Source organism: Sphingomonas sp. Leaf23 (assembly GCF_001421585.1).
Classification (GTDB): Bacteria; Pseudomonadota; Alphaproteobacteria; order Sphingomonadales; family Sphingomonadaceae; genus Sphingomonas.
Genome location: NZ_LMKR01000004.1, coordinates 430,715 through 457,397, shown reverse-complemented (window position 1 = coordinate 457,397; position 26,683 = coordinate 430,715). Strand labels below are relative to the sequence as shown.

General features: G+C 67.3%; 20 protein-coding genes. 10 read left to right on the top strand and 10 right to left on the bottom strand.

Going from position 1 to position 26,683, the window contains the following annotated elements; genetic code table 11:
• Positions 1–393 precede the first annotated feature (393 nt).
• Positions 394–1,500, bottom strand: coding sequence for a 5-methyltetrahydropteroyltriglutamate--homocysteine S-methyltransferase (locus tag ASE67_RS14525; RefSeq protein ID WP_055762832.1), 1,107 nt, complete (start codon positions 1,498–1,500; stop codon positions 394–396).
• 177 nt (positions 1,501–1,677) lie between these two features.
• Here ASE67_RS14525 and ASE67_RS14520 point away from each other — a divergent pair, with 177 nt between their 5' ends.
• The 7 genes from ASE67_RS14520 to bla all read left to right on the top strand — a co-directional run bounded on the left by ASE67_RS14520 (position 1,678) and on the right by bla (position 13,043).
• Positions 1,678–3,000, top strand: coding sequence for an MFS transporter (locus ASE67_RS14520; protein WP_055762828.1), 1,323 nt, complete (start codon positions 1,678–1,680; stop codon positions 2,998–3,000).
• A 71-nt stretch (positions 3,001–3,071) separates the two neighbouring features.
• The gene (locus ASE67_RS14515) at positions 3,072–4,478 is read left to right on the top strand and encodes an aldehyde dehydrogenase (protein WP_055762825.1); all 1,407 of its coding nucleotides are present in this window, start codon (positions 3,072–3,074) and stop codon (positions 4,476–4,478) included.
• A gap of 87 nt (positions 4,479–4,565) precedes the next feature.
• Positions 4,566–5,402 (top strand): p-hydroxycinnamoyl CoA hydratase/lyase, encoded by an 837-nt coding sequence (locus ASE67_RS14510; RefSeq protein ID WP_055762822.1) that lies wholly within the window; start codon positions 4,566–4,568, stop codon positions 5,400–5,402.
• A 155-nt stretch (positions 5,403–5,557) separates the two neighbouring features.
• Positions 5,558–7,651 carry an acetate--CoA ligase family protein gene (locus ASE67_RS14505; protein ID WP_055762819.1) on the top strand — a complete coding sequence of 698 codons (2,094 nt, stop codon included), beginning with the start codon at positions 5,558–5,560 and terminating at the stop codon, positions 7,649–7,651.
• Between the two features lie 92 nt (positions 7,652–7,743).
• Positions 7,744–10,131: a TonB-dependent receptor gene (locus ASE67_RS14500; protein ID WP_235511923.1), complete on the top strand. Its 2,388-nt coding sequence runs from the start codon at positions 7,744–7,746 to the stop codon at positions 10,129–10,131.
• Between the two features lie 124 nt (positions 10,132–10,255).
• On the top strand, positions 10,256–11,845 hold the full coding sequence (gene nadB / locus ASE67_RS14495) for an L-aspartate oxidase (RefSeq protein WP_055762814.1): 1,590 nt from the start codon (positions 10,256–10,258) through the stop codon (positions 11,843–11,845).
• Positions 11,846–11,966: 121 nt separating this feature from the next.
• Entirely contained in the window at positions 11,967–13,043 is a 1,077-nt protein-coding gene (gene bla, locus ASE67_RS14490; RefSeq protein WP_235511922.1) for a class A beta-lactamase, read from the top strand.
• Positions 13,044–13,083: 40 nt separating this feature from the next.
• On the opposite strand, the gene ASE67_RS14485 is transcribed toward bla, so the two are convergent.
• The 3 genes from ASE67_RS14485 to purH all read right to left on the bottom strand — a co-directional run bounded on the left by ASE67_RS14485 (position 13,084) and on the right by purH (position 16,519).
• The gene (locus tag ASE67_RS14485) at positions 13,084–14,166 is read right to left on the bottom strand and encodes a glycoside hydrolase family 43 protein (RefSeq protein WP_082457152.1); all 1,083 of its coding nucleotides are present in this window, start codon (positions 14,164–14,166) and stop codon (positions 13,084–13,086) included.
• Complete coding sequence (locus ASE67_RS14480; RefSeq protein WP_055762812.1) at positions 14,144–14,746, bottom strand: HAD-IA family hydrolase; 603 nt, start codon at positions 14,744–14,746, stop codon at positions 14,144–14,146. Before ASE67_RS14480 ends, ASE67_RS14485 begins: the two co-directional genes overlap by 23 nt.
• 183 nt (positions 14,747–14,929) lie before the next feature.
• Positions 14,930–16,519, bottom strand: coding sequence for a bifunctional phosphoribosylaminoimidazolecarboxamide formyltransferase/IMP cyclohydrolase (gene purH, locus ASE67_RS14475; RefSeq protein WP_055762810.1), 1,590 nt, complete (start codon positions 16,517–16,519; stop codon positions 14,930–14,932).
• Between the two features lie 172 nt (positions 16,520–16,691).
• Here purH and ASE67_RS14470 point away from each other — a divergent pair, with 172 nt between their 5' ends.
• Positions 16,692–17,471 (top strand): SDR family NAD(P)-dependent oxidoreductase, encoded by a 780-nt coding sequence (locus ASE67_RS14470; protein WP_055762807.1) that lies wholly within the window; start codon positions 16,692–16,694, stop codon positions 17,469–17,471.
• Between the two features lie 11 nt (positions 17,472–17,482).
• Here ASE67_RS14470 and ASE67_RS14465 read toward each other — a convergent pair whose 3' ends face one another.
• The 4 genes from ASE67_RS14465 to ASE67_RS14450 form a co-directional block, all read right to left on the bottom strand.
• Entirely contained in the window at positions 17,483–18,058 is a 576-nt protein-coding gene (locus tag ASE67_RS14465; protein ID WP_055762804.1) for a hypothetical protein, read from the bottom strand.
• A gap of 15 nt (positions 18,059–18,073) precedes the next feature.
• Positions 18,074–19,813 carry a heparinase II/III family protein gene (locus tag ASE67_RS14460; RefSeq protein ID WP_055762801.1) on the bottom strand — a complete coding sequence of 580 codons (1,740 nt, stop codon included), beginning with the start codon at positions 19,811–19,813 and terminating at the stop codon, positions 18,074–18,076.
• Positions 19,810–20,469: a ribulose-phosphate 3-epimerase gene (rpe, locus tag ASE67_RS14455; protein ID WP_055762797.1), complete on the bottom strand. Its 660-nt coding sequence runs from the start codon at positions 20,467–20,469 to the stop codon at positions 19,810–19,812. Before rpe ends, ASE67_RS14460 begins: the two co-directional genes overlap by 4 nt.
• Before the next feature lie 194 nt (positions 20,470–20,663).
• Entirely contained in the window at positions 20,664–21,923 is a 1,260-nt protein-coding gene (locus ASE67_RS14450) for an RsmB/NOP family class I SAM-dependent RNA methyltransferase (protein WP_055762794.1), read from the bottom strand.
• An 88-nt stretch (positions 21,924–22,011) separates the two neighbouring features.
• Between ASE67_RS14450 and ASE67_RS17825 the strand changes: the two genes are divergently transcribed.
• Entirely contained in the window at positions 22,012–22,179 is a 168-nt protein-coding gene (locus ASE67_RS17825) for a DUF1674 domain-containing protein (RefSeq protein WP_082457151.1), read from the top strand.
• Between the two features lie 712 nt (positions 22,180–22,891).
• On the top strand, positions 22,892–24,718 hold the full coding sequence (locus tag ASE67_RS14445; RefSeq protein ID WP_055762789.1) for an AsmA family protein: 1,827 nt from the start codon (positions 22,892–22,894) through the stop codon (positions 24,716–24,718).
• A 344-nt stretch (positions 24,719–25,062) separates the two neighbouring features.
• On the opposite strand, the gene ASE67_RS14440 is transcribed toward ASE67_RS14445, so the two are convergent.
• Together ASE67_RS14440 and ASE67_RS14435 are read right to left on the bottom strand one after the other, a co-directional pair.
• On the bottom strand, positions 25,063–26,169 hold the full coding sequence (locus ASE67_RS14440) for a CaiB/BaiF CoA transferase family protein (protein WP_055762786.1): 1,107 nt from the start codon (positions 26,167–26,169) through the stop codon (positions 25,063–25,065).
• Positions 26,166–26,678, bottom strand: coding sequence for a GNAT family N-acetyltransferase (locus ASE67_RS14435; RefSeq protein WP_055762783.1), 513 nt, complete (start codon positions 26,676–26,678; stop codon positions 26,166–26,168). Before ASE67_RS14435 ends, ASE67_RS14440 begins: the two co-directional genes overlap by 4 nt.
• Positions 26,679–26,683: the final 5 nt, after the last annotated feature.

The window sequence follows — 26,683 nt, the reverse complement described above, 5'->3', positions numbered from 1 at the left end:
GCCTATGATCTGATCCTCGGTAAAACGGCCTCGCCGCATCGCTCGTCTCCATCTGACGAGCTAACTTACCAGTGGCATGATTCCCGGGGAGCACGTCACCGGATATGCCGGAATGGCTAGAGCAGCAGACGGCTTCTGCCGACAATGATGTCCGTACAATTCCGATCCCATCGTGACGCCGGGCAACTCTGCTGGGCTTCGCTACAAACGGCACTCGCCCGACATTCGGTCGAAACGGCCGTTTGTTGAACACGGCTCGGGCCTCTCGCCTGTCGTGCAGGCTAAGTGCAGCCTTCTCCGAGAACGCCAATTCCGGCTTGCCAGACGCGGCCAACTGTTATCGGCGACGCCGGCCCCAGCGCCAGCGTCGCCGTTCCGCATCAACCGCTATCCTCACCCCCACACATCGCGTGCAACATCGAGGACGAGGCGGAGCTTTGCCGCCTGTTGTTCCACTTCGATATCGTTGCCGTGGACCGTCGAGGAAAAGCCGCATTGCGGCGACAGCGCCAGCTGGTCGAGCGGCGCGAAGCGGGCGGCTTCGTCGATCCGGCGCTTCACGTCATCGGCGGTTTCGAGGTCGCCGAGCTTCGTCGTGACCAGCCCCAGCACCACCGTCTTGCCCTTCGGCAGAAAGCGCAACGGGGCGAAGTCGCCCGAGCGGGGATCGTCATATTCGAGGAAATAGCCGTCGATCGCCAGTTCGTTGAACAGCACCTCGGCCACCGGTTCATAGCCGCCCTCCGCCGCCCAGGACGACCGGAAATTGCCGCGGCACAGATGGACGCAGACCGTCATGTCGTCGGGCCGGTCGCGGATCGATTCGTTGATGAGCCGCGCATAGAGCCGGGGCAGTTCGTCCGGGTCCATGCCGCGCTTGCGGGCATTTTCGCGCTGCGTCGCATCACACAGATAGGCGAGGTTCGTGTCATCGAGCTGGAGATAGCGGCAACCGGCATCGGCCAGGCTGGCGATTTCCGCGCGATAGGCAGCGGCAAGGTCGGCGTAGAAATCCTCCAGATCGGGATAGGTCGCGACGTCGATCGCGTCGCGCCCGCCGCGAAAGTGCAGCATCGTCGGCGACGGGATCGTCACCTTGGGCGTGCGCGTCGTACAGCTGGCGAGGAATTCGTAATCGGCGCGCTGGATATCGCGGGCATGGGCAACCTTGCCGGTGATCTTCATGACCGGCGGGGCATATTCCAGCGCCTTGCCACCGTGCTGGTGAAACTTGACCTGGGTGCCGCCGGCTTCTTCCACGCCGTCGAGCTGCAGCAGGAAATCGGTGTGGAAATAGGTGCGGCGGAATTCGCCGTCGGTAATGCCCTGCAGCCCAAGTTCCTCCTGAAACCGCACCACGTCGCGGATCGCCGCGTCCTCCGCCACGCGCAACGCGGCCGCGTCGATCGTGCCGGCGCGATAGGCGTCGCGCGCCTCGATCAGCGCCTTTGGCCGCAGGAAACTGCCGACGTGATCGGCACGAAAGGGTGGGGTCGGCATCGTCTCTCTCTCCCGCAACCCTGTAGTTATCCACAGGGCAATCTAAAGTTATCCACAGTTATCCACAGGCTGGCTTGGATAACCACAACGATCGGCAGCGCCATGAGCAAGGCCGGTTGTCGCAGCCCATCATAGCGGTATATGTTACCCGACATAACAAAAAACTGGAGAGGGTGCATGGTAAGCCACGACCCACGCATAGCGATCGATCAGGCACCGATGTCGCGATTCCAATGGGGGATCGTGGCGACCATGGTAGGGCTGAACGCGTTGGACGGATTCGACGTGCTGTCGATCAGCTTCGCCTCGCCCGGCATCGCCGCCGATTGGGGCATCGATCGCGCGGCGCTGGGCATCGTATTGTCGATGGAGCTGGTCGGCATGGCGATCGGGTCGCTGTTCCTGGGCGGGGTCGCCGACCGATTGGGGCGGCGGACCACGATCCTCGGTTGTCTGGGTATGATGACGATCGGCATGCTGGGTGCGGCCAGTGCGGGCGGTATCGTCGCATTGTCGGTCTGGCGCGTCGCCACCGGTGTCGGCATCGGGGGGATGCTGGCATCGACCAACGCCGCCGTCGCCGAAGCCGCCAATACGAAGCATCGCGCGCTGGCCGTGGTATTGATGGCGGCGGGCTATCCGATCGGGACGATCGTCGGCGGATCGGTGTCGGCGGTGCTGCTGGCGCACTATGACTGGCGTGCGGTGTTCGTGTTCGGCGCGGCGTGCAGCGCGCTGTTCGTGCCGCTGGTCCTGTGGCGCGCGCCCGAATCGGTCGCGTTCCTGATGCATCGCCGGTCCCCCGACGCGCTGGCGCGGATCAACGCCACGCTGCGGCGGATGGGGCATGGCGCCGTCGACGCACTGCCCGATCCCGAGCCAAAGGCCGTCGCCGCGAAGGCACCGGTGGTCGCGCTGTTTTCCCCCGCGCTGCTGCGCACCACGCTGGCGCTGACACTCGCCTATCTGGCGCACATCATGACCTTCTATTTTATCCTGAAATGGATCCCCAAGATCGTGGTCGACATGGACTTTCCCGCACCGCAGGCGGCGGGGGTGCTGGTCTGGGCCAGCATCGGCGGGGCGACGGGATCGCTGATCCTCGGGCTGCTGACGGGCAAGGTGCGGCTGCTGGCGCTGACCATCGGCGCGATGCTGTTGTCGACTGCGCTCGTCATCGTGTTCGGGCGGGCGCAGAGCGACCTGGCCGGCCTCTCGATCGTCGCCGCCGCCGCCGGCTTCGCGACCAATGCCGGGGTCGTCGGCCTCTATGCGCTGGTCGCCGAGCGCTTTCCGACATCCGCCCGCGCCACCGCGACCGGTTTCGTCATCGGCGTCGGGCGCGGCGGGTCGGCGCTGGCACCGATGGTCGCCGGATTCCTGTTTGCCGCCGGCTATGGGTTGCAGACGGTCGCGGTACTGATGGGCGTCGGGTCGCTGGTCGCGGCGGTCGCACTGCTGCTGCTGCGCGGCAGGGCGGCGGTCGCGGTCGCGCGATAGGCGAATTGCCCGATTGACGCGCCATGCGACTCGATTTAGGTATGGTGCATAACAAATAAGGAGAGGCCGCCATGGTGTCCGCCAAGACATTCGACCGGATCAACCCCGTGACCGGCGCGGTCGCGACCACCGCGGAGGCGTTCGGCCCGGCCGAGGCGAATGCCGCAGTCGAGCAGGCTGCCGCTGCCTTTCCGGCATGGTCGGCACTTGGCCCCAATGCCCGCCGCGCCGCGCTGACGAAAGCGGCGGATGCGCTGGCCGGCAAGGGCGATCAATTCGTCGAGGCGATGATGGGCGAGATCGGCGCGACCGAGGGCTGGGCGCGCTTCAACCTGATGCTGGCGGTGTCGATGGTGCGGGAGGCCGCTGCGCTGACCACGCAGATCGCGGGTGAGGTGATCCCGTCGGACAAGCCGGGTTGCATCGCGATGGCGCTGCGCGAACCGGTCGGCGTCATGCTGGGCATCGCACCGTGGAACGCGCCAATCATCCTGGGCGTGCGCGCGGTCGCAGCACCACTGGCGTGCGGCAACACGGTCGTGCTGAAGGCGAGCGAGCAATGCCCGCGCACCCACAGCCTGATCGCCGAAGCCTTTGCCGAGGCGCTGCCCGCAGGCGCGGTGACGATCGTCACCAACGCGCCCGAGGATGCCGGCGAGGTCGTCGGCGCGCTGATCGACAACCCGCATATCCGCCGGATCAACTTCACCGGATCGACCCATGTCGGCCGGATCATCGCGAAGCGCGCCGCCGAGCATCTGAAGCCGGTGCTGCTGGAACTGGGCGGCAAGGCGCCGCTGATCGTGCTGGACGATGCCGATCTGGACGAAGCGGTAAAGGCCGCCGCGTTCGGTGCCTTCATGAATCAGGGCCAGATCTGCATGTCGACCGAGCGGATCATCGTCGTCGAGAGCGTCGCTGACGCCTTTGTCGAAAAGTTCAAGGCGAAGGTCGGCACGATGTCGGTCGGCGACCCGCGCGAAGGCAAGACGCTGCTGGGCGCGGTGGTCGACCAGAAGACGGTCGATCACGTCCAGTCGCTGATCGCCGATGCGGTCGGCGCAGGGGCGGTGCAGGTGAATGGTGGCGAGGCGGATGGCGTGCTGATGCCCGCCCATGTCATCGATCACGTGACGCCGGACATGAAGCTGTTCCGTGACGAGAGTTTCGGCCCGGTCGTCGGCGTGATCCGCGCGCGCGACGAGGATCATGCGATTACCCTTGCCAACGACACCGCCTATGGCCTGTCGGCATCGGTCTTCACCCGCGACACCGCGCGGGGCCTGCGCGTTGCGAAGCGCATCCAGTCGGGCATCTGCCACGTCAACGGCCCGACCGTGCATGACGAGGCGCAGATGCCGTTCGGCGGCGTGAAGGCATCCGGCTATGGCCGGTTCGGCGGCCGGGCGGGGATCGACGCCTTTACCGAACTGCGCTGGATCACGATCGAAACCCAGCCGGGCCATTACCCGATCTGACGCGACCGGGCGCACGGCGCACCGCCTTTCCCATTCGACATTCTCGCCGGCGAACCTGACCGCCGGCGCCAGCAAGAGGTTTGCACCATGACCGAATCGAGCAGCAACGGCGTCGTCGCCTATGATGTCGAGGGTGGCATCGCCTGGGTACGGTTCAACCGTCCCGAAAAGCGCAACGCGATGAGCCCCACGCTCAACCGCGACATGATGGAGGTCCTCGACGCGCTGGAGTTCCGCGACGATGTGGGCGTGCTGGTGCTGTCGGGCGAAGGGCCGGCATGGACCGCGGGCATGGATTTGAAGGAATATTTCCGCGAGACGGAATCGCAGGGGCTGGCCGGCACGCGCAAGGCGCAGCGCGAGAGCTATGGCTGGTGGCGGCGGCTGCGCTGGTTCCAGAAGCCGACGATCGCGATGGTCAATGGCTGGTGCTTCGGCGGCGGCTATGGCCCGCTGTTCGCCTGCGACCTGGCCTTTGCCGCCGAGGAGGCGAAGTTCGGCCTGTCGGAGATCAACTGGGGCATCCTGCCCGGCGGTGGTGCTACCAAGGTGGCGCAGGAGCTGATGCCGTTCCGGAAAGCCATGTACCACGCGATGATGGGCGAGAATATCGACGGCAGGACCGCCGTCGAATGGGGCCTGGTCAACGAGGCGCTGCCGCTCGACCAGCTCAAGGACCGCGTGACCGACGTCGCCAAGGTGCTGCTGGCGAAGAACCCGGTCGCGTTGAAAGCGACCAAGGATGCGATGAAGCGCGTCGGCGTCATGAGCTATGACGATGCCGAGGACTATCTGGTTCGTGCGCAGGAAGCGGCCAATTCCTACGACAGCGACGGTCGCAAGGAAGGCATCCGGCAGTTCATCGACGAGAAGAGCTACAAGCCGGGGCTGGGCGCGTACGACAAGGACCGCGCCAAGGCCTGACCGCTCAAATCCTCCCCGGAACGGGGAGGGGGACCATGCGCAGCATGGTGGAGGGGGGTGTCCGCAACCGGAACCGCCGTGTTGCGTGGCTAACCCCCTCCGTCAGCGCTGTCGCGCTGCCACCTCCCCGTGCCGGGGAGGATTGAGGACATTCGATGCCCGACCTTTCCCGCCTGCTCACCCCCCGTTCGGTCGTCATCGTCGGCGCGTCGCCGACGCCCGGCGCGCTGGGCAATGCGGTGCTGCGCAACCTCGAACGGCACGGCTATGCCGGCGATATCCACCTCATCAACCCGAAGCGCGACACGATCGACGGGCGGCCCTGCCTGACATCGATCGACGCGTTGCCGATGGGCGTCGATGCGGCGGTGCTGGCGATACCGGGGCCGGCGGTGCTGGGCGCGGTGCGCGCGCTGGCGGCGCGCGGGGTCGGTGCGGCGATCATCTTTTCGGCCGGGTTCGCCGAAGGGGGCGAGGAGGGGCTGGCAGCGCAAGCCGAAGTGGCGCGGATCGCCGCCGAACACGACATGGTGGTGGAGGGGCCGAACTGCCTCGGCCTCGTAAACTATGCCGCCGGCGTGCCGCTCACCTTTGTCGAGGCACCGGTGCTGGACCTTGCGGCCAAACCGGCTGTCGGCATCGTCAGCCAGTCGGGGGCGATGGCGGTCGTGCTGGGCACCACGCTGATGGCGAAGGACCTCGGCATCACGGTGTCGGTATCGACCGGCAACGAAGCGGCGTCGGGCGTCGAGGACTATGTCGAGCATCTGATCGCCGACCCGGCGACGCAGGCGATTGCGATGATCGTCGAACAATTCCGCCAGCCCGCGCGCTTCTTGGCGCTTGCGGAACAGGCACGCGCGGCAGGCAAGCACATCGTCCTGCTCCATCCCGGCACGTCGAGCGCGGCGCGCGAAAGTGCCGCGACGCACACCGGCGCGATGGCCGGCGACTGGCAGCTGATGAAGGCGAAGGTCGAACGCGCCGGCGTGGTACTGGTCGACAGCCTCGAGGCGCTGGGCGATGTCGTAGACCTCGCGGTGCGGGCAAAGCCGGTGCGGCGCGGCGGCACGGCGGTGCTGACCGAAAGCGGTGCGTTCAAGGCGCTGACCCTCGACCTTTCCGAAGCGATCGGCCTCGACCTGCCGCCGATGGCGGGGGCGACGGCGGAGGCAATGCGCGGCGCGATCCCCGATTTCATCCCCGTGTCCAACCCGATGGACCTGACCGCGCAGGCGCTGGTCGATCCCGACCTGTATCGCCGCACGCTGATCCCGCTGCTGGCCGACGACGCCTATGCCGCTTTGGTGTTCGGCATCATCCAGACCGATCCCGCCACGTCGGCGCGCAAATTCCCGGCGATCATCGATGCGGTGCGCGCGCTGGCCCCGGACAAGCCGGTGATCTTTGCCGGGCTGGACGATGGCGCGCCGGTACCGGGTGAATATATCGCCGGGCTGCGCGCGATCGGCGTCCCCTACTTCCCTTCGCCTGACCGCGCTTTTCGCGCGCTGCGCCACCTGTTGCGCCATGCCGCGCGCGACTTTGCGGTGGTGGAGGCCGATCCGGTCGCGCTCGACCTGCCGGGCGGGGTCATCCCCGAATATCGCGCCAAGGCGCTGCTGGCTCCGGTCGGCATCCCGTTCCCCGCCGGCGGGTTCGCCGCGACCGTTGCCGAGGCACAGGCGATCGCTGGCCGCATCGGTTATCCGGTCGCGATCAAGGCGCAGGCAGCCGCGCTCAGCCACAAGAGCGATGCCGGCGGCGTCCTGCTGAACATCGCCGACGATGCCGCGCTGGCGGCGGCATGGGACCGGCTCTACGCCAATGTCGCCGCATACGACGCGGCCATCGTGCTCGAGGGCGCGCAGGTGGAGGCGATGGGCCGACGCGGCGTCGAGCTGATCGTCGGCGCGCGCAACGATCCCGACTGGGGGCCGGTGATCCTGGTCGGCTTTGGTGGCGTTACCGCCGAACTGCTCCACGACGTCCGGCTGTTGGCCGTGGACCTGACCACGCAAGCGATCGTCGCCGAACTGCGCGCGCTCAAGCAGGGGGCGTTGCTCGACGGCTATCGCGGTTCGCCCGCGCTCGACGTCGATGCGGTCGCCGCGCTGATCGCCGGGCTGGGCCGGGTGCTGGCGGGCACACCCAATATCCGGGAGATCGATCTGAACCCGGTGGTCGTCTATCCGAAGGATGAGGGGGTCGTCGCGCTCGACGCGCTGATCCTCGCGGAGGACAGCTAGTTCTTAACCATTACAGTTATTGACAATAGCATTCGCTCGCGTAGCCTGCGGGAAAAGGGGAGCGACAGATCTCCCCATCCTGGGAGGATGCTATGACTGGCCTTCGTTCGTCGATGGTTGCGGTGCTGCACTGTCATGCCGCGATCGGTGCCCTGGCGGTTGCCGCCATCCCTGTCGCCGCCGCCGCGCAGGACACGCCGCCCGCCGCCCAGGCGGAGGAGGGCGAGATCATCGTCACCGCCCGCCGCCGCGCGGAAAGCCTGCAGGATACGCCGGTCGCGATTTCGGCGTTCACGTCGGACATGCTCGACCAGCGCCAGATCGTGCAGACCCAGGACCTCGAACGCGTCACCCCCAGCCTGCAGTTCAAGCCGGCGGGGCAGTTGTCGGGCAACAGCGCGGCATCGGTCGTGTTCATCCGCGGCGTGGGACAGGTCGATCCGACCGCGGCGGTCGATCCGGGGGTCGGCATCTATCTCGACGAAGTCTATCTCGGCCGCGCCGTCGGCGGGGCGATCGATTTCGGGGATATCGATGGCGTGGAGGTACTGCGCGGGCCGCAGGGGACGCTGTTCGGCCGCAACACCATCGGTGGCGCGATCCTGGTGCGCACCCGCCAGCCCGAACTGGGCAAGACCAGCGTCCGCGCCCGCCTGCGCATCGGCGATTACAATCTGCGCGAAGGGTTCGCGGCGGTGAACGTGCCGCTGGGCGAGACGCTGGCCGCGCGCGTGTCGGGCGGGTTCCGCCGCCGCGACGGCTATGTCATCCGCGCGGTCGATGGCCTCGATCTGGGCAACGAGAATGGCTATTCGCTCAACGGCGCGGTGAAGTGGGAACCGTCGAGCGACTTCGACCTGTTCCTGCGCGCCGATTATTCGCGCCGCGACGAACATGGCGCACCGTTCGTGCTGGCTGGCGTCAACGAGCAGGCCCCGGTCGCCGCCATCGCCAGCGTCGCCGCCGGCTGTCCCGGCGCGACCATCCCCTTTTCCCCGATCGTGCCGGGCGATCCGCGCTTCGGTGCGCCCAACGTGCCCCTCATCAACGACGCGCGCTGCGCCAATGATTTGCAGGCCAAGGGCGATTTCGTGAACGGCGGCAACGCGCCGGTGATGAGCATGTCGGAGGTGTGGGGCGTCGCCGGCACCGCCAACATCCACCTGACCGATCAGGCGCTGGTGAAGCTGATTACCGCGTACCGCGAAACCAGCTCGCGCGGCATCCGCGATGCCGACAACACCCCGCTGACGCTCATCACCACCGATGTCGGATCGAAATCCAACCAGTTCAGCCAGGAGGTTCAGCTCCAGCTCGATTTCGGCAAGATCAGCGGCATCCTCGGCGGCTATTATTTCAACGAATCGACCGATGAGCGCGCGACGGTGTTCCTTGCCTTCCCGCCCTCGCCGCCGGTCATCCGGTCGCTGCTGACCGGCGGCCCCGGCAGCCGCGATCTGCAGGTCTCGCGCCTCAAGACCAATTCGGTCGCGCTGTTCGGGGAAGCCACCTGGTCGCCGACCACCCGGCTGGAGCTGACCGGGGGCCTGCGCTACACTTCCGACCGCAAATATTATCAGGGGACGGTGCTGAACCTGTTCCCCGCGACCCAACCCGATCCCAACCCGCTGCCGCAGCTGGCGACGACGCAGGGCGGGCCGCTGTTCATCTTCCCCCGCCCGTTCCAACGCGATTTCGCCGCGCTCACCGGTTCTGCCAGCGTGCAATATCGCTGGAGCGGCGCGGTCAGCACCTATGCGTCCTATGCCAAGAGCTTCAAGTCGGGCGGCTTCAACACGCGCTATAATGCGGCAACGTCGAACAACCTGCCGGTGCCGTTTTCCGACGAAAGCGTCACCAGCTACGAAATCGGCATGAAGACCAATATCGGCCGGTTGCGATTGAACCTCGCCGCGTTCCAGGCGGAATATCAGGATATCCAGCTGATCTTCCGCCAAGGCGTCGTGCCGCTGCTGTTCAACGCCGGCGAAGCGCGCATTCGCGGGCTGGAGGCGGAGGCGAACTGGCGCGCGCCATGGGGGTTGATGGTCGATGGCGGCCTGAGCGTGCTGAAGGACAAGATCAAGAGCATCACCCCGATCCCCGGCGCGACCGCGACCGTCACGCCGAACGACGACCTGCCCTTCACTCCCGACATCCAGGCCAATCTCGGCCTGGCGTACAAGATCGAACTGGGGAACGGCACGACGCTGACCCCGCGCGTCGATGGCAGCTATACATCGAAGATCACCTTCATCACCGGCAGCATTCCGCTCATCGAAGAGGACGGCTATTTCGTCGGCAACGGTTCGGTCGCGCTGAAGCTGGCCAACGGGATCGAGATCAGCGCGGGCGTGAACAACCTCCTCGACCAGCGCTATCTGATCCAAGGCAATGCCTCGCTGGCGACGCTCGGCTATGCGGAGCGCATCTTCGCCCGCCCGCGCACCTGGTTCGCACAGCTGTCGACGTCGTTCTGACCTGCTGTTCGTCACCCCGGATCAAGTCCGGGGTGACGGTGGTGGATGGGCGTTGTCCCACCCCCACGCTTGTCACGCCCTACGAAACCCGCCTAGTCGTCGGACAGAGCAACCGGAGCGCATCTTGTCCCACGACCCTGCCCAGAGCGACATCCTCATCATCGGGTCGGGGGCTGCCGGCCTGACCGCCGCGCTGCATCTGGCCGAGCGGTTCCGCGTGACCGTGCTGGCGAAGGGCGCGCTGAACGAAGGGTCGACCGCCTGGGCGCAGGGCGGGATCGCCGCCGTGCTCGAACCCGGCGACACGTTCGAAAACCATGTCGAGGACACGATGGTCGCCGGCGCGGGCCTCAACGACCGCGCCGTCGTCGAATTCGTGGTGGAGAGCGCCCCCGCCGCGATCGAGCGGCTGGCGGCGCTGGGCGTGCCGTTCAACATGGAGGGCGAGGCGCTGCACCTGACGCGCGAGGGCGGCCATTCGCACCGCCGCATCGTGCATGTCGACGACGCTACCGGCTGGGCGGTGCAGGAGGCGCTGATCCGCGCGGCAAAGGCGCATCCCAACATCACCCTGCGGCCTGACATGGTCGCGGTCGACCTCGCCACCAGCCGGCATGAGCAGCGTTATTCGGGCGCGGGCAATGTGTGGGGGGTCTATGCCTTCGACCGCACGACCGACCGGGTCGAGCTGTTCACTGCGCGCGCGACGATCCTTGCCACCGGCGGGGCGGGGCGCACCTATTTGTTCAGCACCGCGCCGCGCGGCGCGACCGGCGACGGCATCGCCATGGCGTGGCGCGCGGGGTGCCGCGTGTCGAACATGGAATTCATGCAGTTCCACCCGACCTGCCTCTACAATCTGGAGGTCAAGAACTTCCTGATCACCGAAGCGGTGCGCGGTGAGGGCGGCAAGCTGATCAACCCGACCACGGGCAAGAATTTCATGCCCTATTACGACCCTCGCGCCGAACTGGCCCCGCGCGACATCGTGGCACGGGCGATCGATGCGGAGATCAAGCGCTTCGGCCTCGATTACGTCCATCTCGACATCAGCCACATGGACCCGGCGTTCGTGCGCGGACACTTTCCCAACATCTATGAAAAGCTGCTGGGCCTCGGCATCGACATGACCCGCCAGCCGATCCCGGTGGTGCCGGCGCAGCACTATACGTGCGGCGGGGTGGTGATCGACCGCGACGGGCGCACCGACCTGCCCGGCCTCTATGCGGTCGGCGAAGTATCGCAATCGGGGCTGCACGGTGCGAACCGCCTCGCGTCCAACTCGCTGCTGGAATGTTTCGTGTTCGGCGAAGCGGCGGCAAAGGACATCGCCGCGCGCTGGGACACCCTGCCGCCGCCGCCCGCCATCCGGGGCTGGGACGAAAGCCGGGTGACCGATTCCGACGAGGAAGTGGTCATCAAGCAGAACTGGACCGAAATCCGCCGTTTCATGTGGAATTATGTCGGCATCGTCCGCTCGACCAAGCGGCTGGAGCGCGCGCGCCACCGCATCGCGCTGCTGGCCGAGGAGGTTGCCGATTATTATGGCCATTTCCGCGTGACCGCCGACCTGATCGAACTGCGCAACCTGCTGCAATCCGCCGACCTGATCGTGCAGTCGGCACTCAAGCGCAAGGAAAGCCGGGGCCTGCACTACACGCTTGATTACCCCGAAACCGGGCACGAGGCGGTCGACACCATACTCGTTCCATAAGACGTGCTGCCATTCGTCGTCCCTGTGGGGGGATTCGTCGCAAGCGGATCGGCCCGGCCTGTTATGTTAATACCCGGACAAGCATGGTTACCGCATATTCCGGGGTGAGATGGTCGCACACATGTTGAATCGAATCGGGTCGCGCAACGCGGCGCTGATGGTGGCGGTGATGGCGCTGGGCGGTGCCGGGTTGGCAACGCGCACCTTGCCGCCGACGGCGCAGGCCGCGCCGCAGCGCTATGCCGTGCCGGTGCCGCTGCCCGCACAGACCCGGCCCGCCCCGCCGGCCCTCGTCGCGGCGATCAATGCGCTCGGTGACGGGTTCCAGGGCAGGGTCGGCATCGCGGTGCGCAGCATCGATGACGGCTGGGTCGTGGGCCATGCGATGGATCAGCGGATGCCGCAGCAATCGGTCAGCAAGCTGTGGGTCGCACTGACCACGATGAATGCGATCGACGAAGGGCGCTATGCGCTCGACACCCCGGTTACGATCACCCGCAGCGACCTGACCCTGTTCCACCAGCCGGTCGCCTATCTGATGAAGGACGGCGCGTTCAATACGACCGTCGGCGACCTGCTGCGCCGCGCCCTGACGATGAGCGACAATACTGCCAACGACAAGCTGCTGAACCTTGCCGGCGGGCCGGTCGCGGTGCGCGACTTCATCGCCAGCCGGGGCCTTGGCAATATCCGCTTCGGCCCGGGCGAACGACTGCTCCAGGCAAAGACCGCCGGCCTGCCGTGGCGGCAGGAATATTCGCAGGGCAACGCCTTTGCCCTGGCACGCTCGCGGCTCGACCCCAATGTCCGCCGCGCGGCGTATCAGGCCTATGTCGCCGATCCGCCTGATGGCGCGGGCGCGGGCGCCATCGCCGATGCGCTGGCCCGGCTGCACCACGGCATGCTGCTGTCGCCGACATCGACCCGCTGGCTGCTCGACACGATGAGCCACACCCGCACCGGCCGCGCCCGCATCCGCGCCGCGCTGCCCGCCGGGTGGAGCGTCGCGCACAAGACCGGCACCGGACAGGATCTGGGTGGCCGCACGGCGGGCTTCAACGACGTCGGCATCCTGACCGCGCCGGACGGCAAATCCTATGCCGTCGCGGTAATGATCGGCGACACCTCGCGCCCGGTGCAGGAACGCCAGCAACTGATCCAGACGGTCGTATCGTCGATCGTCGCGGTGCACGGATAGGACGATAACGCCGTTCCCCCGCCCGCGCGGGGGAGCGGCCCTATCGTTTCCTGAGTACCCTCGGTCCCACGCCCTTATCGGTAATCACCACCGGCATGATGCTGCCATCGGCGCGAAAGGTCAGGCGGTCGATTGCGACTTCGCGGTGGTTGCCATCGGTTTCGGTCAGCGGGCGGCGGTGATAGACGATGATCCAGTCGTCGGTGCCCGGGATCTGCAACAGCGAATGGTGGCCCGCCCCGCGCGCCACCCGCGCGTCCTGTTGCAGCACCACCCCGCGCGGCGTGAACGGCCCCAGCGCGGTCGGCCCCGTGGCATAGGCGACGCGGTAGTCCGGCCCGGTCCAGTCCCCCTCCGACCACATCAGGTAATAGACGCCCTTGCGCTTCGCCATGAACGGCCCCTCGACATAATCGGGGGAGGGGGTGATCGATTTGAACAGGGTGCCATCGGCGAACGGCACGATATCGGTCAGCGTATCGGACAGGCGCACGACGTTGCAGTGCTTCCACCCGCCATAATAGAGATAGACCTGCCCGTCATCGTCGCGAAACGCCATCTGGTCGATCGGCTGCGCGCCGCCGATGATCCTGCCGATCAATGGCTTGCCGATCGCATCGCGGAACGGCCCTTCCGGCCGATCCGCCACCGCGACACCGATGCCGCCGGTCTGCGCATCGTTCTTGATGTCGTTCGCGCCGAAGAACAGGTAATAGCGCCCGCGATGCTCGATCGCCGACGGCGCCCACATCGAATAGGCCGCCCAGCCGACGCGCTCCACATCCAGCACGCGGGGATGCCGCGTCCAATGCACCAGATCGGGCGAGGAAAAGGCGTCGAGGAACGTCTGGCGCAGGAACGGGTGCCAGATATGCGGAGCCTTGCGCTCGTTCGCCTGCCACGGCGTGAACCGGCTTGTCGGCGCAGACATGCCCTGATCGGCCGAATAGGTCGGGTAGATCCAGTATCGCCCGCGAAAGATGCGGATTTCAGGATCGGCATACCAGCCCGGAAACGCCGGATTGGCCGCCACCGCCGCGCGCGGCAGCGCCAGCGATGCGCCTAGCCCGGCCAGCAGCGTGCGGCGATCGACGGGCAGGTCAGCGATAATCGGTGATCGCATAGGTCCCTTCCTCTGCCGCGACGCGGGGGCCAACGATCGCGACCGCTGCTCCCGCCGCCTTGCCGGCAGCGACACCCGCGGGCGAATCCTCGAACACCAGACAGTCCGTGGTGGCAACGCCCAGCCGTTCGGCGGCGAGGCGGAACCCCTGCGGGTCGGGCTTGCCGCGCGTCACATCCTCTGCGGTGACGAAGACGTCGGGCACCGGCAGGCCGATGGCGCGCAACCGCACTTCCGCCAGGTTGCGCGGCGCGGAGGTGACGATCGCCCATTCCTGTGGGGCAAGCGTGGCGATCAGGTCATGGATGCCCGGGATCGGTACGACGCCAGCGACATCTTCCAGCTCGGCGGCGTTCAGCCAAGCGGCCTCGGCGTCGATGTCCATGCCCGTCGTAGCGAAGCGCCGCACCGTATCCTCGCCCCGCACGCCATGACACACAGCAATCAGCGCATCCGCATCGATACCGTGCCGGTCGCACCAGCGCCGCCAGACGCGCTCCACGGCCGCACTGGAATCGAGCAGCGTCCCATCCATGTCGAAGAGGAACGCGGCGTAGGCGGTATTGTGGAACGACGGCATGAAAGCGGTCGTACCGGGCGCGGGCAGGGGAGGCAAATGGCGGTTCGAATCGCTATCGACCCGCCCATAGTCCCGTCACCCCGGGCTTGGCCCGGGGTCCCGCTTCTTCTTGTCGGCCGCAGTAGAAGCGGGACCCCGGGTCAAGCCCGGGGTGACGAGGGACAGAGGAGGGCGTAGCCCCAATCAATGCCGGAAGTGGCGCATGCCCGTGAACACCATCGCGAGGCCCGCTTCGTCGGCCGCCGCGATGACTTCTTCGTCGCGGATCGATCCGCCCGGCTGGATCACCGCCGTCGCACCCGCCTCGACCGCGGCCAGCAGGCCGTCGGCGAAGGGGAAGAACGCGTCCGACGCGACCGCCGACCCGGTGGTGCGTGCTTCGCTCCAGCCGGCCTTGTCGGCGGCGTCCTTCGCCTTCCACGCGGCGATGCGCGCCGATTCCAGCCGGTTCATCTGGCCGGCACCGATGCCCGCCGTGCTGCCGTCCTTGGCATAGACGATCGCGTTCGACTTCACATGCTTGGCGACGGTCCACGCAAAGCGGCAGTCGGCCAGTTCCTGTTCCGTCGGCTGGCGCTTGGTCACGACCTTCAGCTCGACCTGACCCAGATTGCCGCCGTCGCGCGACTGCACCAGCAGCCCGCCGGCAATGGTCTTGACCATCAGCCCGCCACGCGCCGGATCGGGCAGGTCGCCGGTCAGCAGCAGGCGCAGGTTCTTCTTCGCCGCGAACACCGCCTTCGCCTCGTCATCGGCCGACGGGGCGGCGACGACTTCGGTGAAGATGCCGCTGATCGCCCGCGCGGTCTCGCCGTCCAGCGGCCGGTTGACCGCGATGATCCCGCCGAACGCCGACACGCTGTCGCACGCCAGCGCCGCCTGATACGCCTCGATCAGGGTCTCGCCAGTCGCGACGCCGCACGGGTTGGCGTGTTTCACGATGACCACGGTCGGCGGGCCGTCGCGAAACTCGCTGACCAGCTCCAGCGCGGCATCGGCGTCGTTATAGTTGTTGTAGCTCAGCGCCTTGCCCTGCACCTGCTCGGCCTGCGCGATGCCACGGGCGGCGGGGCCGCGCGGGATATAGAGCGAGGCCGACTGGTGCGGGTTCTCGCCATAGCGCAGCTCGGCACCGCGGGTGAAGGCGAGGGGGAGCGTGTCAGGAAATGCCTGCCCCTGATCGGCAAAGGCGAACCACTGCGCGATCGCCGAGTCATAGGCGGCGGTGGCGGCATAGGCCTTGGCGGCGAAGCGGCGGCGGGTGGCGAGGGTCGTCGCGCCGCCGGTTTCGGCCAGCTCGGCGATCAGCGCGGCATAGTCGGCCGGATCGGTGACGATCGCGACGGCATCATGGTTCTTCGCGGCCGAACGCACCATCGACGGGCCGCCGATATCGATATTCTCGATGATCGTGTCGCGGTCGGCGCCCTTGGCCACGGTCGCTTCGAACGGATAGAGGTTCACGACGACGATATCGATCGCGCCGATGCCGTGTTCGTCCATCGACGCGACATGCTGCGGATTGTCGCGCACCGCCAGCAGCCCGCCATGGACCACCGGGTGCAGCGTCTTGACCCGCCCGTCCATCATTTCAGGGAACCCGGTCAGCTCCGAAATGTCGCGGACGGTCAGGCCCGCTTCGCGCAAGGCGCTGGCGGTGCCGCCGGTGGAAACCAGCTCGACGCCGTGGTTGGCAAGGGCGGTGGCGAGGTCGACGATGCCGCTCTTGTCGGAAACCGAAAGGAGCGCGCGCTGTGCGGTGACATGATCCATGGCCGCGCCCTTTCGCGCGAATGGCGCGGCGGGGCAAGGGGGCGCGGCTTGCGACTTTCGGCGGGTCGGCCTAGCCTGCACGCCGTCCCAGATGGAGTCGGAACGATGGTCCAGTCCCTCAGCTGAACCGGCGGAGCGTCCGCCGCACGATCATCCGTACAGGGACTCCATCATGCAACGTCTGCAATCGAAAATCTGCGTCGTCACCGGCGCGGCGCGCGGGATCGGCCATGCCATCGCCGCCCGTTTCCATGAAGAGGGCGGCACCGTCGTCCTGACCGACAGCGACCGGCACGCCGGACAGGCCGCCGCCGATGCGCTCGGCTGTCGCTTTCTCCCCCTCGACGTTCGCGAGGAGGGCGACTGGGCGCGGCTGGCGGACGAGGTGCCGGTGGCCGATGTCGTCGTCAACAATGCCGGCGTGACCGGGTTCGAAGGCGGCATGGTCGCCCATGATCCCGAACATGCGTCGCTGGCCGATTGGCGCGCGGTCCATGCCGTCAATCTCGACGGCACTTTCCTCGGCTGTCGCTATGCGATCGGCGCGATGAAGGGGGCGGGGAGCGGATCGATCATCAACGTCTCGTCGCGCTCCGGGCTGGTCGGCATTCCCGGCGCGGCGGCCTATGCCTCGTCGAAAGCGGCGATCCGCAATCACAGCAAGACCGTCGCGCTCTATTGTGCGCAGAACGGCTGGCGCATCCGCTGCAACTCGATCCACCCGGCGGCGATCCTGACCCCGATCTGGGAGCCAATGCTGGGCGACGGCCCCGACCGCGAAGCTCGGATGGCGGCATTGGTGGCGGATACGCCGCTCAAACGCTTCGGACTGCCGGAGGAAGTCGCGGCGGTCGCCGCAATGCTGGCATCGGACGAAGCGACCTATATCACCGGGACCGAGGTCAATATCGACGGCGGGTTGCTCGCCGGATCGGCGGCGTCGCCGGGGTGACGGAATAGCAGTTAGCCCTTCTTCACCGACATCGGCACGGCGCAGCCATAGGCCTTGTGATAGGACTGCCCCCAACACCGCAGGAAGCCGTCAAGGAGGTTCAGGTTCATCGGCCAGCGTATCGTCATCGGCTTGCCGTCCGGGCCGCGCGCATCGGCCAGCTCGGGCGGCCTGGGCAGCACGGCCAGCGCGGCGCGGGCACGCTCGAGTCCCACCCGATCGCCGCGCAGGAACGCGATGCTGCCATCGACATACAGGTTCCAGCCCCAGGCCCGGTCCTTCTCGGCGGGCTTGCGGCTCTGTGCGAACAACGCGATCGCACGTGCGGTCTGGCCTAGCTCAGCGCGCATCTGACCCTCGTGCCAGAACAGGATCTTGGCATTCGGCTGGTCGGACGGGTGCGCGGCGCGCCAATCGCGGATCAGGTCGGCCGCTGCAGCGTCGCAACCCCGCTTCGACAGCGCGCGCCAGCCGCCGTCCATGTCCTGATCGAACGCCTGCTGTTCCAGCGCCAGCATTGCCGCCAGGTCATAGCGGCACTGGGGAGCGGGAGTTCCAAGCAACGCGGCGGCCAGCAACAACATCATGCTATCCCCTCAACCCTACCGCGCCCGGTGGAACCGCCACGAAAAATCATGCCCCCCCGCCGGGGTCGCGCCCGACAGGACCAGCTGGAAGGTCGGCACCGGTTTGCCCGCTTCGTCGATCCACAGGCTTTCCTCGACGCCCAGCGTCGCGCCCTTGCAGCGGAACTGCCATACCGGGCCGCCATCGGGAATGCGCAGGAACGCGGCCTGTCCGTCCGGCGTCGGCGCGATCTCGATGCCGGGTGCCAGATGGAAACGCGCGACGAAGCCCGTGTCGCCCTTGCGCCCGCGCCGGCCGGTCGGGATCAGCATGTCCTCACCCTGCACGTCGCGGCCATCGGCGCTGAGGGTCAGCACGCGGCGATGCTGGAAGCCCAGCCGCCTGGCATAGCCGTCATGCGCGACCTCGATCCGGCTGATCGCGTCGCTTTCCTGCCGGTGCATGTCGACCACGCCGACCCCCTTGCCCAGCGACCCGTCGGCATGGATCGCGGTCGAATTGGCATCGGCCAGCACCAATGTCGAATGGGCGGCGGTGGTGCGCAGCGCGCGGCGCAGTTCGGGCGACAGCGTCAGCAGCGCCGCCCCCGCGCCGCCGCAATTGACCACGATCCGCTGCCCGCCGTCCGACAGTTCGAACGCCAGCGTCGATGCACAGCCCTCGCGCGCCGCCCGCGCCACCGGCGGCGGCGCGGAATCGACCATCAGCACGGTGCGACCGGCGGCGAGACGCTGATAACCCCAGTCGCCCGCATGCCGTAACGGACGGGTGCGCACCCCGGTCGCGGCCACGACATCGGCGATGCGTTCGCCATCGACCGGCCCCGATCCCTGCCAGCAGGCAAGGCCACCCTCGCCATGGCACACGCCCAGCAGCGCGGCGACCATCCGGGTCAGCGCCAGCCCCTGCGCCTCCGGCACGTCCATCCGCCGCGCGGCATAGATTTCGCGAAGCGCCGCCAGCGTCATCACCGCGTCGAGCTGCTCGGCGGGCGATCGGCCAACGATGCCGCCATCTTCGAACAGCCCGGTCGTCAACGCCCGCGCTAGACCATGTTCGCCGAACGCCCGGCGCGGATCGCCGCCGGGAATGACCAGCCCGGCAGCGACCACCCCCGCCCAGGCGGTGATCGCGCGGATACCGGCCGGCGCCTTGCCCGCTTCGCCGTCCAGATGCCGGGCGGCACGGGCGATCGTGTTGAGCACCCGCGATCGATAGACCAGATCGGTCGACGACAGGATCAGCGGCGCATGCGCGATCCAGAACAGCATCCGCCGCCCGGTAACATGCGCGCTCCACGCCGGTTCCGACACCCGTTCGCCATGCGCCGCCAGCCATTGCAGCATCAGCGTCTCGGCGATCGGCACCGCCGTCACCCGCGGCGCGACGCTCGACAGGTCGCGCAGCCATGCGAAGCTGTGGAGATGTTCGGCAAAGGCGGCGGAGAATTTGGGCCGGTCGAGGCCAAGGCGATCGATCGGCACCGCCTCGCCCCGGAACATCAGCTCGCCGCGCAGCAACGCCTGCCCGCGTGCGACATCGCCGAAGAACGGATCGTCGGCGACCGCGATCAGCTTGAGCGGATGTCGCCCCTTCAACCGCAGGCCGTGCAGCGGCGTGCGCCACGCAAGTCGCTGCAATTTCTCGGCAATCCGTTCGGACAGCGACAGCCCGGTGCCGCCACCCTGCCGCACCAGCCGTTTGCCGACGTCGATCTCGCCCCTTGGTTCGTCGATCGGCTGGGGCGGGATCATGCGCCGCGCAGTGCGGCGATATTCGCGGCATAGGCGGTCGGGCCGCCGGTAAAGGTCGCGGTGCCGGCGACCAAGCAGTCGGCGCCGGCGGCAATCGCCTTCGGCGCGGTCACGCGGTCGATCCCGCCATCGACCTGCAGGTCGATCTGTCGCCCCGTCGCGTCGATTTTGCCACGCAGCGCCTCGATCTTGCGCAGCTGGCTGTCGATGAACTTCTGTCCGCCGAACCCCGGATTAACGCTCATCACCAGCAGCAGGTCGGTCAGGTCGATCACCTGGTCGACCACCTCAACCGGGGTGCCGGGGTTCAGCACCACGCCGGCACGCTTGCCCAGCGCCTTGATCCGCTGGAGCGTGCGGTGCAGGTGCGGCCCCGATTCCGGATGGACCGACAGGATATCGGCCCCGGCCTCTGCGAACGCCTCCACCAGCGGATCGACCGGCGATACCATCAGGTGGACGTCGAACGGCTTGGCGCTATGCGGGCGCAGCGCCTTCACCACCGCCGGGCCGATCGTCAGGTTCGGCACGAAATGCCCGTCCATCACATCGATATGGATCCAGTCCGCGCCGGCGGCATCGATCGCACGGACTTCCTCGCCCAGCTTGGCGAAGTCGGCGGACAGGATGGAGGGCGCGATACGGACGGGTTGCATGGCATTCGTCCTAGCACGGTCTGCCAAAGGGTAAAGGTGGTGGAAAGATTTGGTCGAATCGATTTTCACGCAGATCGTCACCCCGGACTTGATCCGGGGTCCCGCTTCTTCTTCCCGGCCGCAGCGAAAGCGGGACCCCGGGTCAAGCCCGGGGTGACGCAAAAGGGCTGGGTTCGCCTCCGCGTCTTCCCTCTTCAGCTCCGCCGCAGCCGGACGATGAAGAACCCGTCCAGCCCGCCCTGGTCCGCCAGCATCCCCGGCAGCGTGCGGACATAGCCGCGTTCATGCGCCGTCACGCCCTCGGGCAGCTCGTCCGCCGTCGCCGGCTCCACGACGTAATCCGGCCGCGCGGACAGGAACCGGTCAAGCTGCGCCTCGCCTTCGGCCGGCTCCAGCGAACAGGTGGCATAGACCAGCCGCCCGCCCGGCTTCACCCAGTCGGCGGCACGCGCCAGCAACCGCGCCTGCAACGCCGCCGTCTCCGCAATGATGCTCGGCCGCACGCGGTGCAGCACGTCGGGGTGGCGGCGGAAGATGCCGGTCGCGCTGCACGGCGCGTCGAGCAGGATCGCGTCGACCGGCTCGGCCGGCTTCCACACCAGCGCATCGCCGGTCACGACCGTCGCCGACAGCCCGGTACGCTCCATATTCTCGGTCAGACGCATCAGCCGGCTCGCCGAATTGTCGAGCGCGGTCACGTCCCACCCGGCGGCGGCCAGCTGCAGCGTCTTGCCGCCTGGTGCCGCGCACAGGTCGAGCGCATGGCCCGGCCCCTTGCCCAGCAACCGCGCCGGGATCGACGCCGCCAGGTCCTGCACCCACCACTGCCCCTCGGCATAGCCCGGCAGGTCGGCGATCGCGCCATGTTCGCTCAATCGGCGATGGCGTGGGGCGAGCGCCAGTCCCTCCGGCCCGTCCTCACCCTTTAACGACAGGTCGACCGGCGGCTGCTGCGCGATCGCCTGTGCCGCCGCGATCACCATGTCCTCGCCCCAGGCCGCGACCCAGCGCGCATCGGTATCGGCGGGCAGCGTCGCTGCATCGGGCAGCCGCGCATTGCCGCGCATCAGCGTCCCGAACACCCCGTGCACCAGCTTGCGCGGGCCGCCATCCACCAGCGGCAGCGCGGTCGCGATCGCGGCGTGCGGCGGCGTGTTCAGCACCAGCGCCTGCGCCAGCGCCACGCGCAGCACGAACCGCGCCTTGGCATCGTCGGGCAGCGGCCGCTGCGTCGCGCTGTCGATCAGCGCGTCGAGATCGGGCAGGCGACGCAGCACGGCGGCGGCGATGGCATGGGCCAGTCCCCGATCCTCACGCCGGTCCAGCTCGGACGTGGCACTCGCCAGCGCCGCCTCCAGCGGCAATCCGCGCCGGATGACGGCATCGAGCAGTTTCAGCGCGGCACGGCGCGCGGGCACGCCGGGCGCTTCGGGGGCAAGACGGGGGCGGGCCATGATCGGGTTCCCATGTGGAAAAGGGGGTACTTGAATCCTGTCGCCGATCCGCCAAGTGCAGGCCTAAGCGAACCGGAAAGGACCCCCTATGGGCAAGCGACCGCCACATGTGAAGCCGCCAGCGCATCTCTCCAAATCGCCGCCGGTGCCGACCCCCGAACCGATCCCTGAAAAACCGGACGCCGACGACCCGCTCGGCCTCAGCCCGACGCGCTATGGCGACTGGACGCACAAGGGCATTGCGGTCGACTTTTGAGGGTAGGTATGGTTACGTGCGCGACGGTTGGCGCGGCCTCTAACAATGCTGGACAATCGCATCGATTGTCGGGTAAACAGCCTGCGTCCTGACATGCGCGAACAGTGGTGAGACTGTCCCGCTGCGCCATTTGCATGGACGCAAGCTGCTTCCTCGGTCAGAGGTTAGCCATCTCGAGTTTTCTCGATCTAGCCCGGCTGGTGGTTCGCCAGCCGGGCTTTGTTGCTATATTTCGGCCGTCGGTGCAAGGACTTTCTTCGACGACTGGCGGTTTTTTGGCCCCGGTGACTGCTGACCAGCGCCCTGCAGGTATCAATCGTTAGTTGATCGACTCAATCTATACAATTTGTATTGGTCTTTATGCCGTTTTTAATGGGCGGATATTTTCCGTGCGTAGCGATAAGATAGAAGACTATTACATAGCATCTCTTAATGTGGTTCTAGTTGGATGGTTTATAGGTTGCGTAGGTAATCCCAATTAACAGTACGAAGATGTAGAAAGAACCGAGTTTAGGTATTGTTTTAAGAACACAACCACCTAACAGGCATTCGCATTAAAATGGGAAAAATGAATTAATATCAATTAGTTGATTGGCAGTTGGACGGCCTCTGACTGGCAGCTGCGCGAGGAGACCTCACCCCCAACCTACACCCCTGTCAGTAATTCCATTGCGCCTATGGAACGAACTGCCCGTTCCCGACTTGTCGCCAGATGGCATGGTTTTCGCGCAACTGGCGGTATCTCGTGGGCGGCATCGTCGGGCTGGCACTGCTGATCCTGTTGATCCTCGCCGCTTTTCCGTGGGGGATGCTGCGCGACCGGGTGTCGGTGAAACTTGCCGAACGCTTCGGGTCCGACGTGTCGATCGGCACGATCGAGCGGGTCGAGCTGCTGTCCTTTTCGCCCACCTTGATCGTCCGTGACCTGCGCATCGCGCAGCCCAGCTGGGCGGGGCAGGGCGATCTGGTCCGCTTGCAGCGCATCGATTTCCGCTTCCGCGTCCTGCCGCTGCTGCGGGGCACGTTCGATCTGACCGCGCTCGCCATCGATGGCGGACGGGTGGCGATGGTGCGTTCGCGCGACGGCACCAAGAACTGGGCCCCTGACAAGCGCGGGGACAAGGGTTCGGCTTCAGCTATCACCAGCCTGACCGTCCGCAACCTCGTGATCGACTATCGCGATGCGGTGCAGAACCGCCGCTTTTCGGTCACCGTCGCCTCCGATGCGCAGGGCTTTCGTGCTGGCGGCGAGGGCGCGATCGACAACCGCCCGGTCACGGTGTCGCTGAATGGCCCGGCCATCACCGGCGACGGCACGTGGCCCTTCACCGCGCGGGTCGAAGGACCAACGATCGACGTCGATGCCAAAGGCACCATGGCCTCCCCGCTCGACACGCGGCGGATGACCGTCGACCTGACCGCGCGCGCCGACAATCTGAAGACGCTGGACGCGCTGGTCGAGGCAGGGCTGTTCGGCACGCAACCGGTCGCGCTCACCGCCCGCGTGCGCCACGACGATCCGACCTGGGTGATCGAAAAGCTGTCGGGCAGCATCGGCCGCTCGCGGCTGGCCGGTGCCAACGCGACCGTCACCAAGGATGGCGAAAAGACCGGCATCGACGGCCGGCTGCACTTCGCCACCCTGTCGTTCGACGACCTCGCCACCGACGAAGGCCGTGCCGAAGCCGCCGCGATCGAGCGTCGCATCGGCTCGCGCGTCGTGCCGGGTACCCGCATCAACCTGGCCAAGATGGGCAATCTCGACGGCACGCTCGCGGTGCGGGTCGACCGGTTGCTCGACATGCCGGGCCTGCGCAGCCTCGACACCGTGCTGGCGATCGACGACCGCCGCCTGACCGTCGCACCACTGACCGTGCGGCTGGCGCAGGGGCAGATCACCGGGCAGGTGGTGATCGATCAGCGGGGGCGGACGACGCCGAAGGCGACGTTCGACCTGCGGCTGAAGGATTCGCGCATCTCGACCTTTGCCGGCGGTGCGCCGGTCGATGCCCCCTTGCGCGCCCGGCTGCGGCTGGTCGGCCGTGGCGACACCATCCGCCAGGCGATCGGCCGGTCTGACGGTACGATCGGCTTTGCGGCGGCGGGCGGCGTGCTGCCGGCCAAGATGGCGTCGATGCTTGGTGCCGATGTCGCGCGCGGGGTACTGACCGACGACGATGCGCAGGCGCGGCTGCGCTGCCTCGGCCTGCGGCTCGACGTCACCAACGGGCTGGGGCGGATCGACCCGCTGCTGATCGACACCTCGCGCGCGCAGACGCGGGGGCGAGGAGTGGTGCGCCTGTCCGACGAAACCCTGTCGATCGCGCTGACCGGCACCCCGAAACAGCGCACGCTGTTGCACCTCGACCAGCCGGTGCGGATCGGCGGCCGCATCCAGTCGCCCGAGGTGCGCATCCCGCCGGGCATCAAGAGCGCGGGCGGCATCCTGCGCATGATCGGCCACGCGATCCGCGGCGACGATACCCCGCGCGCGGGCAATGCCGATTGCGGCGCGCTGGTCCGGCGCGTGCTGGGATAGGCTTGCCGACCAGTACGCACCCCTTTCCTACACGCTGCCACCGCGCCATGATCGGCGACGCGCGACCCGCGCCCGCTCTTTGAACCTGCTGCAGCCGCCACAATTTGAACACAGTGCAACAAGCGTGGCGAGTGTGAACTTTGTGAACTTTGGCGCCCAGAGCGGTTCTCGATCAGGCTGGATCATCGGCACGGCGCCGTTTTCGGTTCGGGGCAAGGAGAGAGGAGGGAGCGATGCCGAAGCATCGTGACCGACGATCGACGCCGCCCCGGATCAAAAATGGCCCGCCGCGAAGCGGTCGCCCGCAGGGCGATGACGGTGGTTCAGCCTGGTCGAAAACCGCTCTAGGGCCGCTGTGGCGCACCCCGTTCGGCGACCATCCGTTCGCCGTCGATCACGATCGGCCCGGCAAGGCCCGGCAGCCCGTCGGGCCGGATCGCCATGCCGCGCGCGACCACCTGCGGGTCGGCGAACACCTCGTCCAGCGCGTTGATTGGGCCAGCGGGGATGCCGGCGGCCTCCAACGCTTGCGTCAGGTCGGCCTTGCGCCACGTCGCCACCGCCGCCTGCACCGCCGGAATCACCTCGTGGCGATGCATCACCCGCGCCGGGTTGGTCGCAAAGCGCGGGTCGGTATGCAGGTTCAGGCCCAGTATGCCGCACAGCCGCGCGAACTGTCCGTCATTGCCGACCGCGATGACCAGCGCGCCGTCCGCCGTCTCGAACGCCTGATACGGCACCAGATTGGCGTGGCCATTGCCCATCCGCGTCGGCACGCTACCCCCCGCCATCAGGTTCAGCGCCTGGTTGGCCAGCACCGCCACCTGCGTATCGAGCAGCGCCATGTCGATCCACGCACCCTCACCGGTCAGGTCGCGACGGCGCAGCGCGGCGAGGATCGCGACCGCCGCATACAGCCCGGTGAACAGGTCGGCATAGGCCACGCCCGCCTTTTGCGGTGCCCCGTCCGGCTCGCCCGTCAGCGACATGGCGCCACCCATCGCCTGGATGATGAAGTCGTATCCGGCACGGTGGGCATAGGGGCCATCCTGCCCGAATCCGGTGATCGAACAGGTCACCAGTCCCGGTCGCACCGCCGACAGCGCGGCATGATCGAGGCCATATTTGGCAAGGCCGCCGACCTTGTAATTCTCGATCACCACATCGGCGGTCGCGACCAGCGCACGGACCTCAGCCTGCCCTTGCGGGCTGGTGATGTCGATCGCCACCGATCGTTTGCCGCGATTGGTGGCGTGGAAATAGGCCGCGTCGCGGGTGCTTCCGTCGTGCGCGGTGACGAAGGGCGGCCCCCAGTGGCGGGTGTCGTCGCCGCTGCCCGGCCGTTCGACCTTCACCACCTCCGCACCCAGGTCCGCCAGCACCTGTCCGCACCACGGCCCGGCCAGGATACGCGCCAGCTCGACCACGCGAATGCCCGCCAGCGGCTTCACGCGCGGCGCAGTTCGTAAAGGACATGCGGCACCATCCGCCCGCCGCGCAGCACATCGACACTGCCGGGGCGCAGCGTCGCGCCCAATGCCGCAACGGCAGCCCGCGAGCGGGCATTGTCCTCACCAATATGGAAGGTAACGGCCCCAACATGCCGAGCGACATGATCGATCATCAGTCGCTTCGTCTCGCGATTATAGCCCCGCCGCCAGCAGTCGCGCGCGAAGAAGGTCCAGCCGATCTCGATCTCGTCGGCCTCGGCATCATAGGGGCCATAGCGGCTCGACCCGATGACCCGCCCATCGCCCGCATCGCGGATGGTCAGCATCCCGCCGCCCGCCAACCCTTCGTCGAAAAAGGCGCGAAACACGTCTGCCTGCCACCGGTCGTGCGCGGGATGCTGGTCCCAGATCGCCGGATCGGATGCGACACCGTACAGCGCATCATAGTCGCCGGCGGTCGTCGGCCGAACCGTCACCAGATCGCCGATCAGGACCGGCTGGCGATCCATTACCA

Coding starts and splice junctions, on each gene's coding strand:
- ASE67_RS17825 (WP_082457151.1), top strand. CDS start 22,012: ATGGGCAAGCGACCGCCACATGTGAAGCCGCCAGCGCATCTCTCCAAA.
- ASE67_RS14445 (WP_055762789.1), top strand. CDS start 22,892: ATGGCATGGTTTTCGCGCAACTGGCGGTATCTCGTGGGCGGCATCGTC.
- ASE67_RS14500 (WP_235511923.1), top strand. CDS start 7,744: ATGACTGGCCTTCGTTCGTCGATGGTTGCGGTGCTGCACTGTCATGCC.
- rpe (WP_055762797.1), bottom strand. CDS start 20,469: ATGCAACCCGTCCGTATCGCGCCCTCCATCCTGTCCGCCGACTTCGCC.
- ASE67_RS14435 (WP_055762783.1), bottom strand. CDS start 26,678: ATGGATCGCCAGCCGGTCCTGATCGGCGATCTGGTGACGGTTCGGCCG.
- ASE67_RS14460 (WP_055762801.1), bottom strand. CDS start 19,813: ATGATCCCGCCCCAGCCGATCGACGAACCAAGGGGCGAGATCGACGTC.
- ASE67_RS14470 (WP_055762807.1), top strand. CDS start 16,692: ATGCAACGTCTGCAATCGAAAATCTGCGTCGTCACCGGCGCGGCGCGC.
- ASE67_RS14465 (WP_055762804.1), bottom strand. CDS start 18,058: ATGATGTTGTTGCTGGCCGCCGCGTTGCTTGGAACTCCCGCTCCCCAG.
- ASE67_RS14515 (WP_055762825.1), top strand. CDS start 3,072: ATGGTGTCCGCCAAGACATTCGACCGGATCAACCCCGTGACCGGCGCG.
- ASE67_RS14520 (WP_055762828.1), top strand. CDS start 1,678: ATGGTAAGCCACGACCCACGCATAGCGATCGATCAGGCACCGATGTCG.
- ASE67_RS14510 (WP_055762822.1), top strand. CDS start 4,566: ATGACCGAATCGAGCAGCAACGGCGTCGTCGCCTATGATGTCGAGGGT.
- ASE67_RS14505 (WP_055762819.1), top strand. CDS start 5,558: ATGCCCGACCTTTCCCGCCTGCTCACCCCCCGTTCGGTCGTCATCGTC.
- bla (WP_235511922.1), top strand. CDS start 11,967: ATGTTGAATCGAATCGGGTCGCGCAACGCGGCGCTGATGGTGGCGGTG.
- ASE67_RS14525 (WP_055762832.1), bottom strand. CDS start 1,500: ATGCCGACCCCACCCTTTCGTGCCGATCACGTCGGCAGTTTCCTGCGG.
- ASE67_RS14450 (WP_055762794.1), bottom strand. CDS start 21,923: ATGGCCCGCCCCCGTCTTGCCCCCGAAGCGCCCGGCGTGCCCGCGCGC.
- ASE67_RS14485 (WP_082457152.1), bottom strand. CDS start 14,166: ATGCGATCACCGATTATCGCTGACCTGCCCGTCGATCGCCGCACGCTG.
- ASE67_RS14480 (WP_055762812.1), bottom strand. CDS start 14,746: ATGCCGTCGTTCCACAATACCGCCTACGCCGCGTTCCTCTTCGACATG.
- purH (WP_055762810.1), bottom strand. CDS start 16,519: ATGGATCATGTCACCGCACAGCGCGCGCTCCTTTCGGTTTCCGACAAG.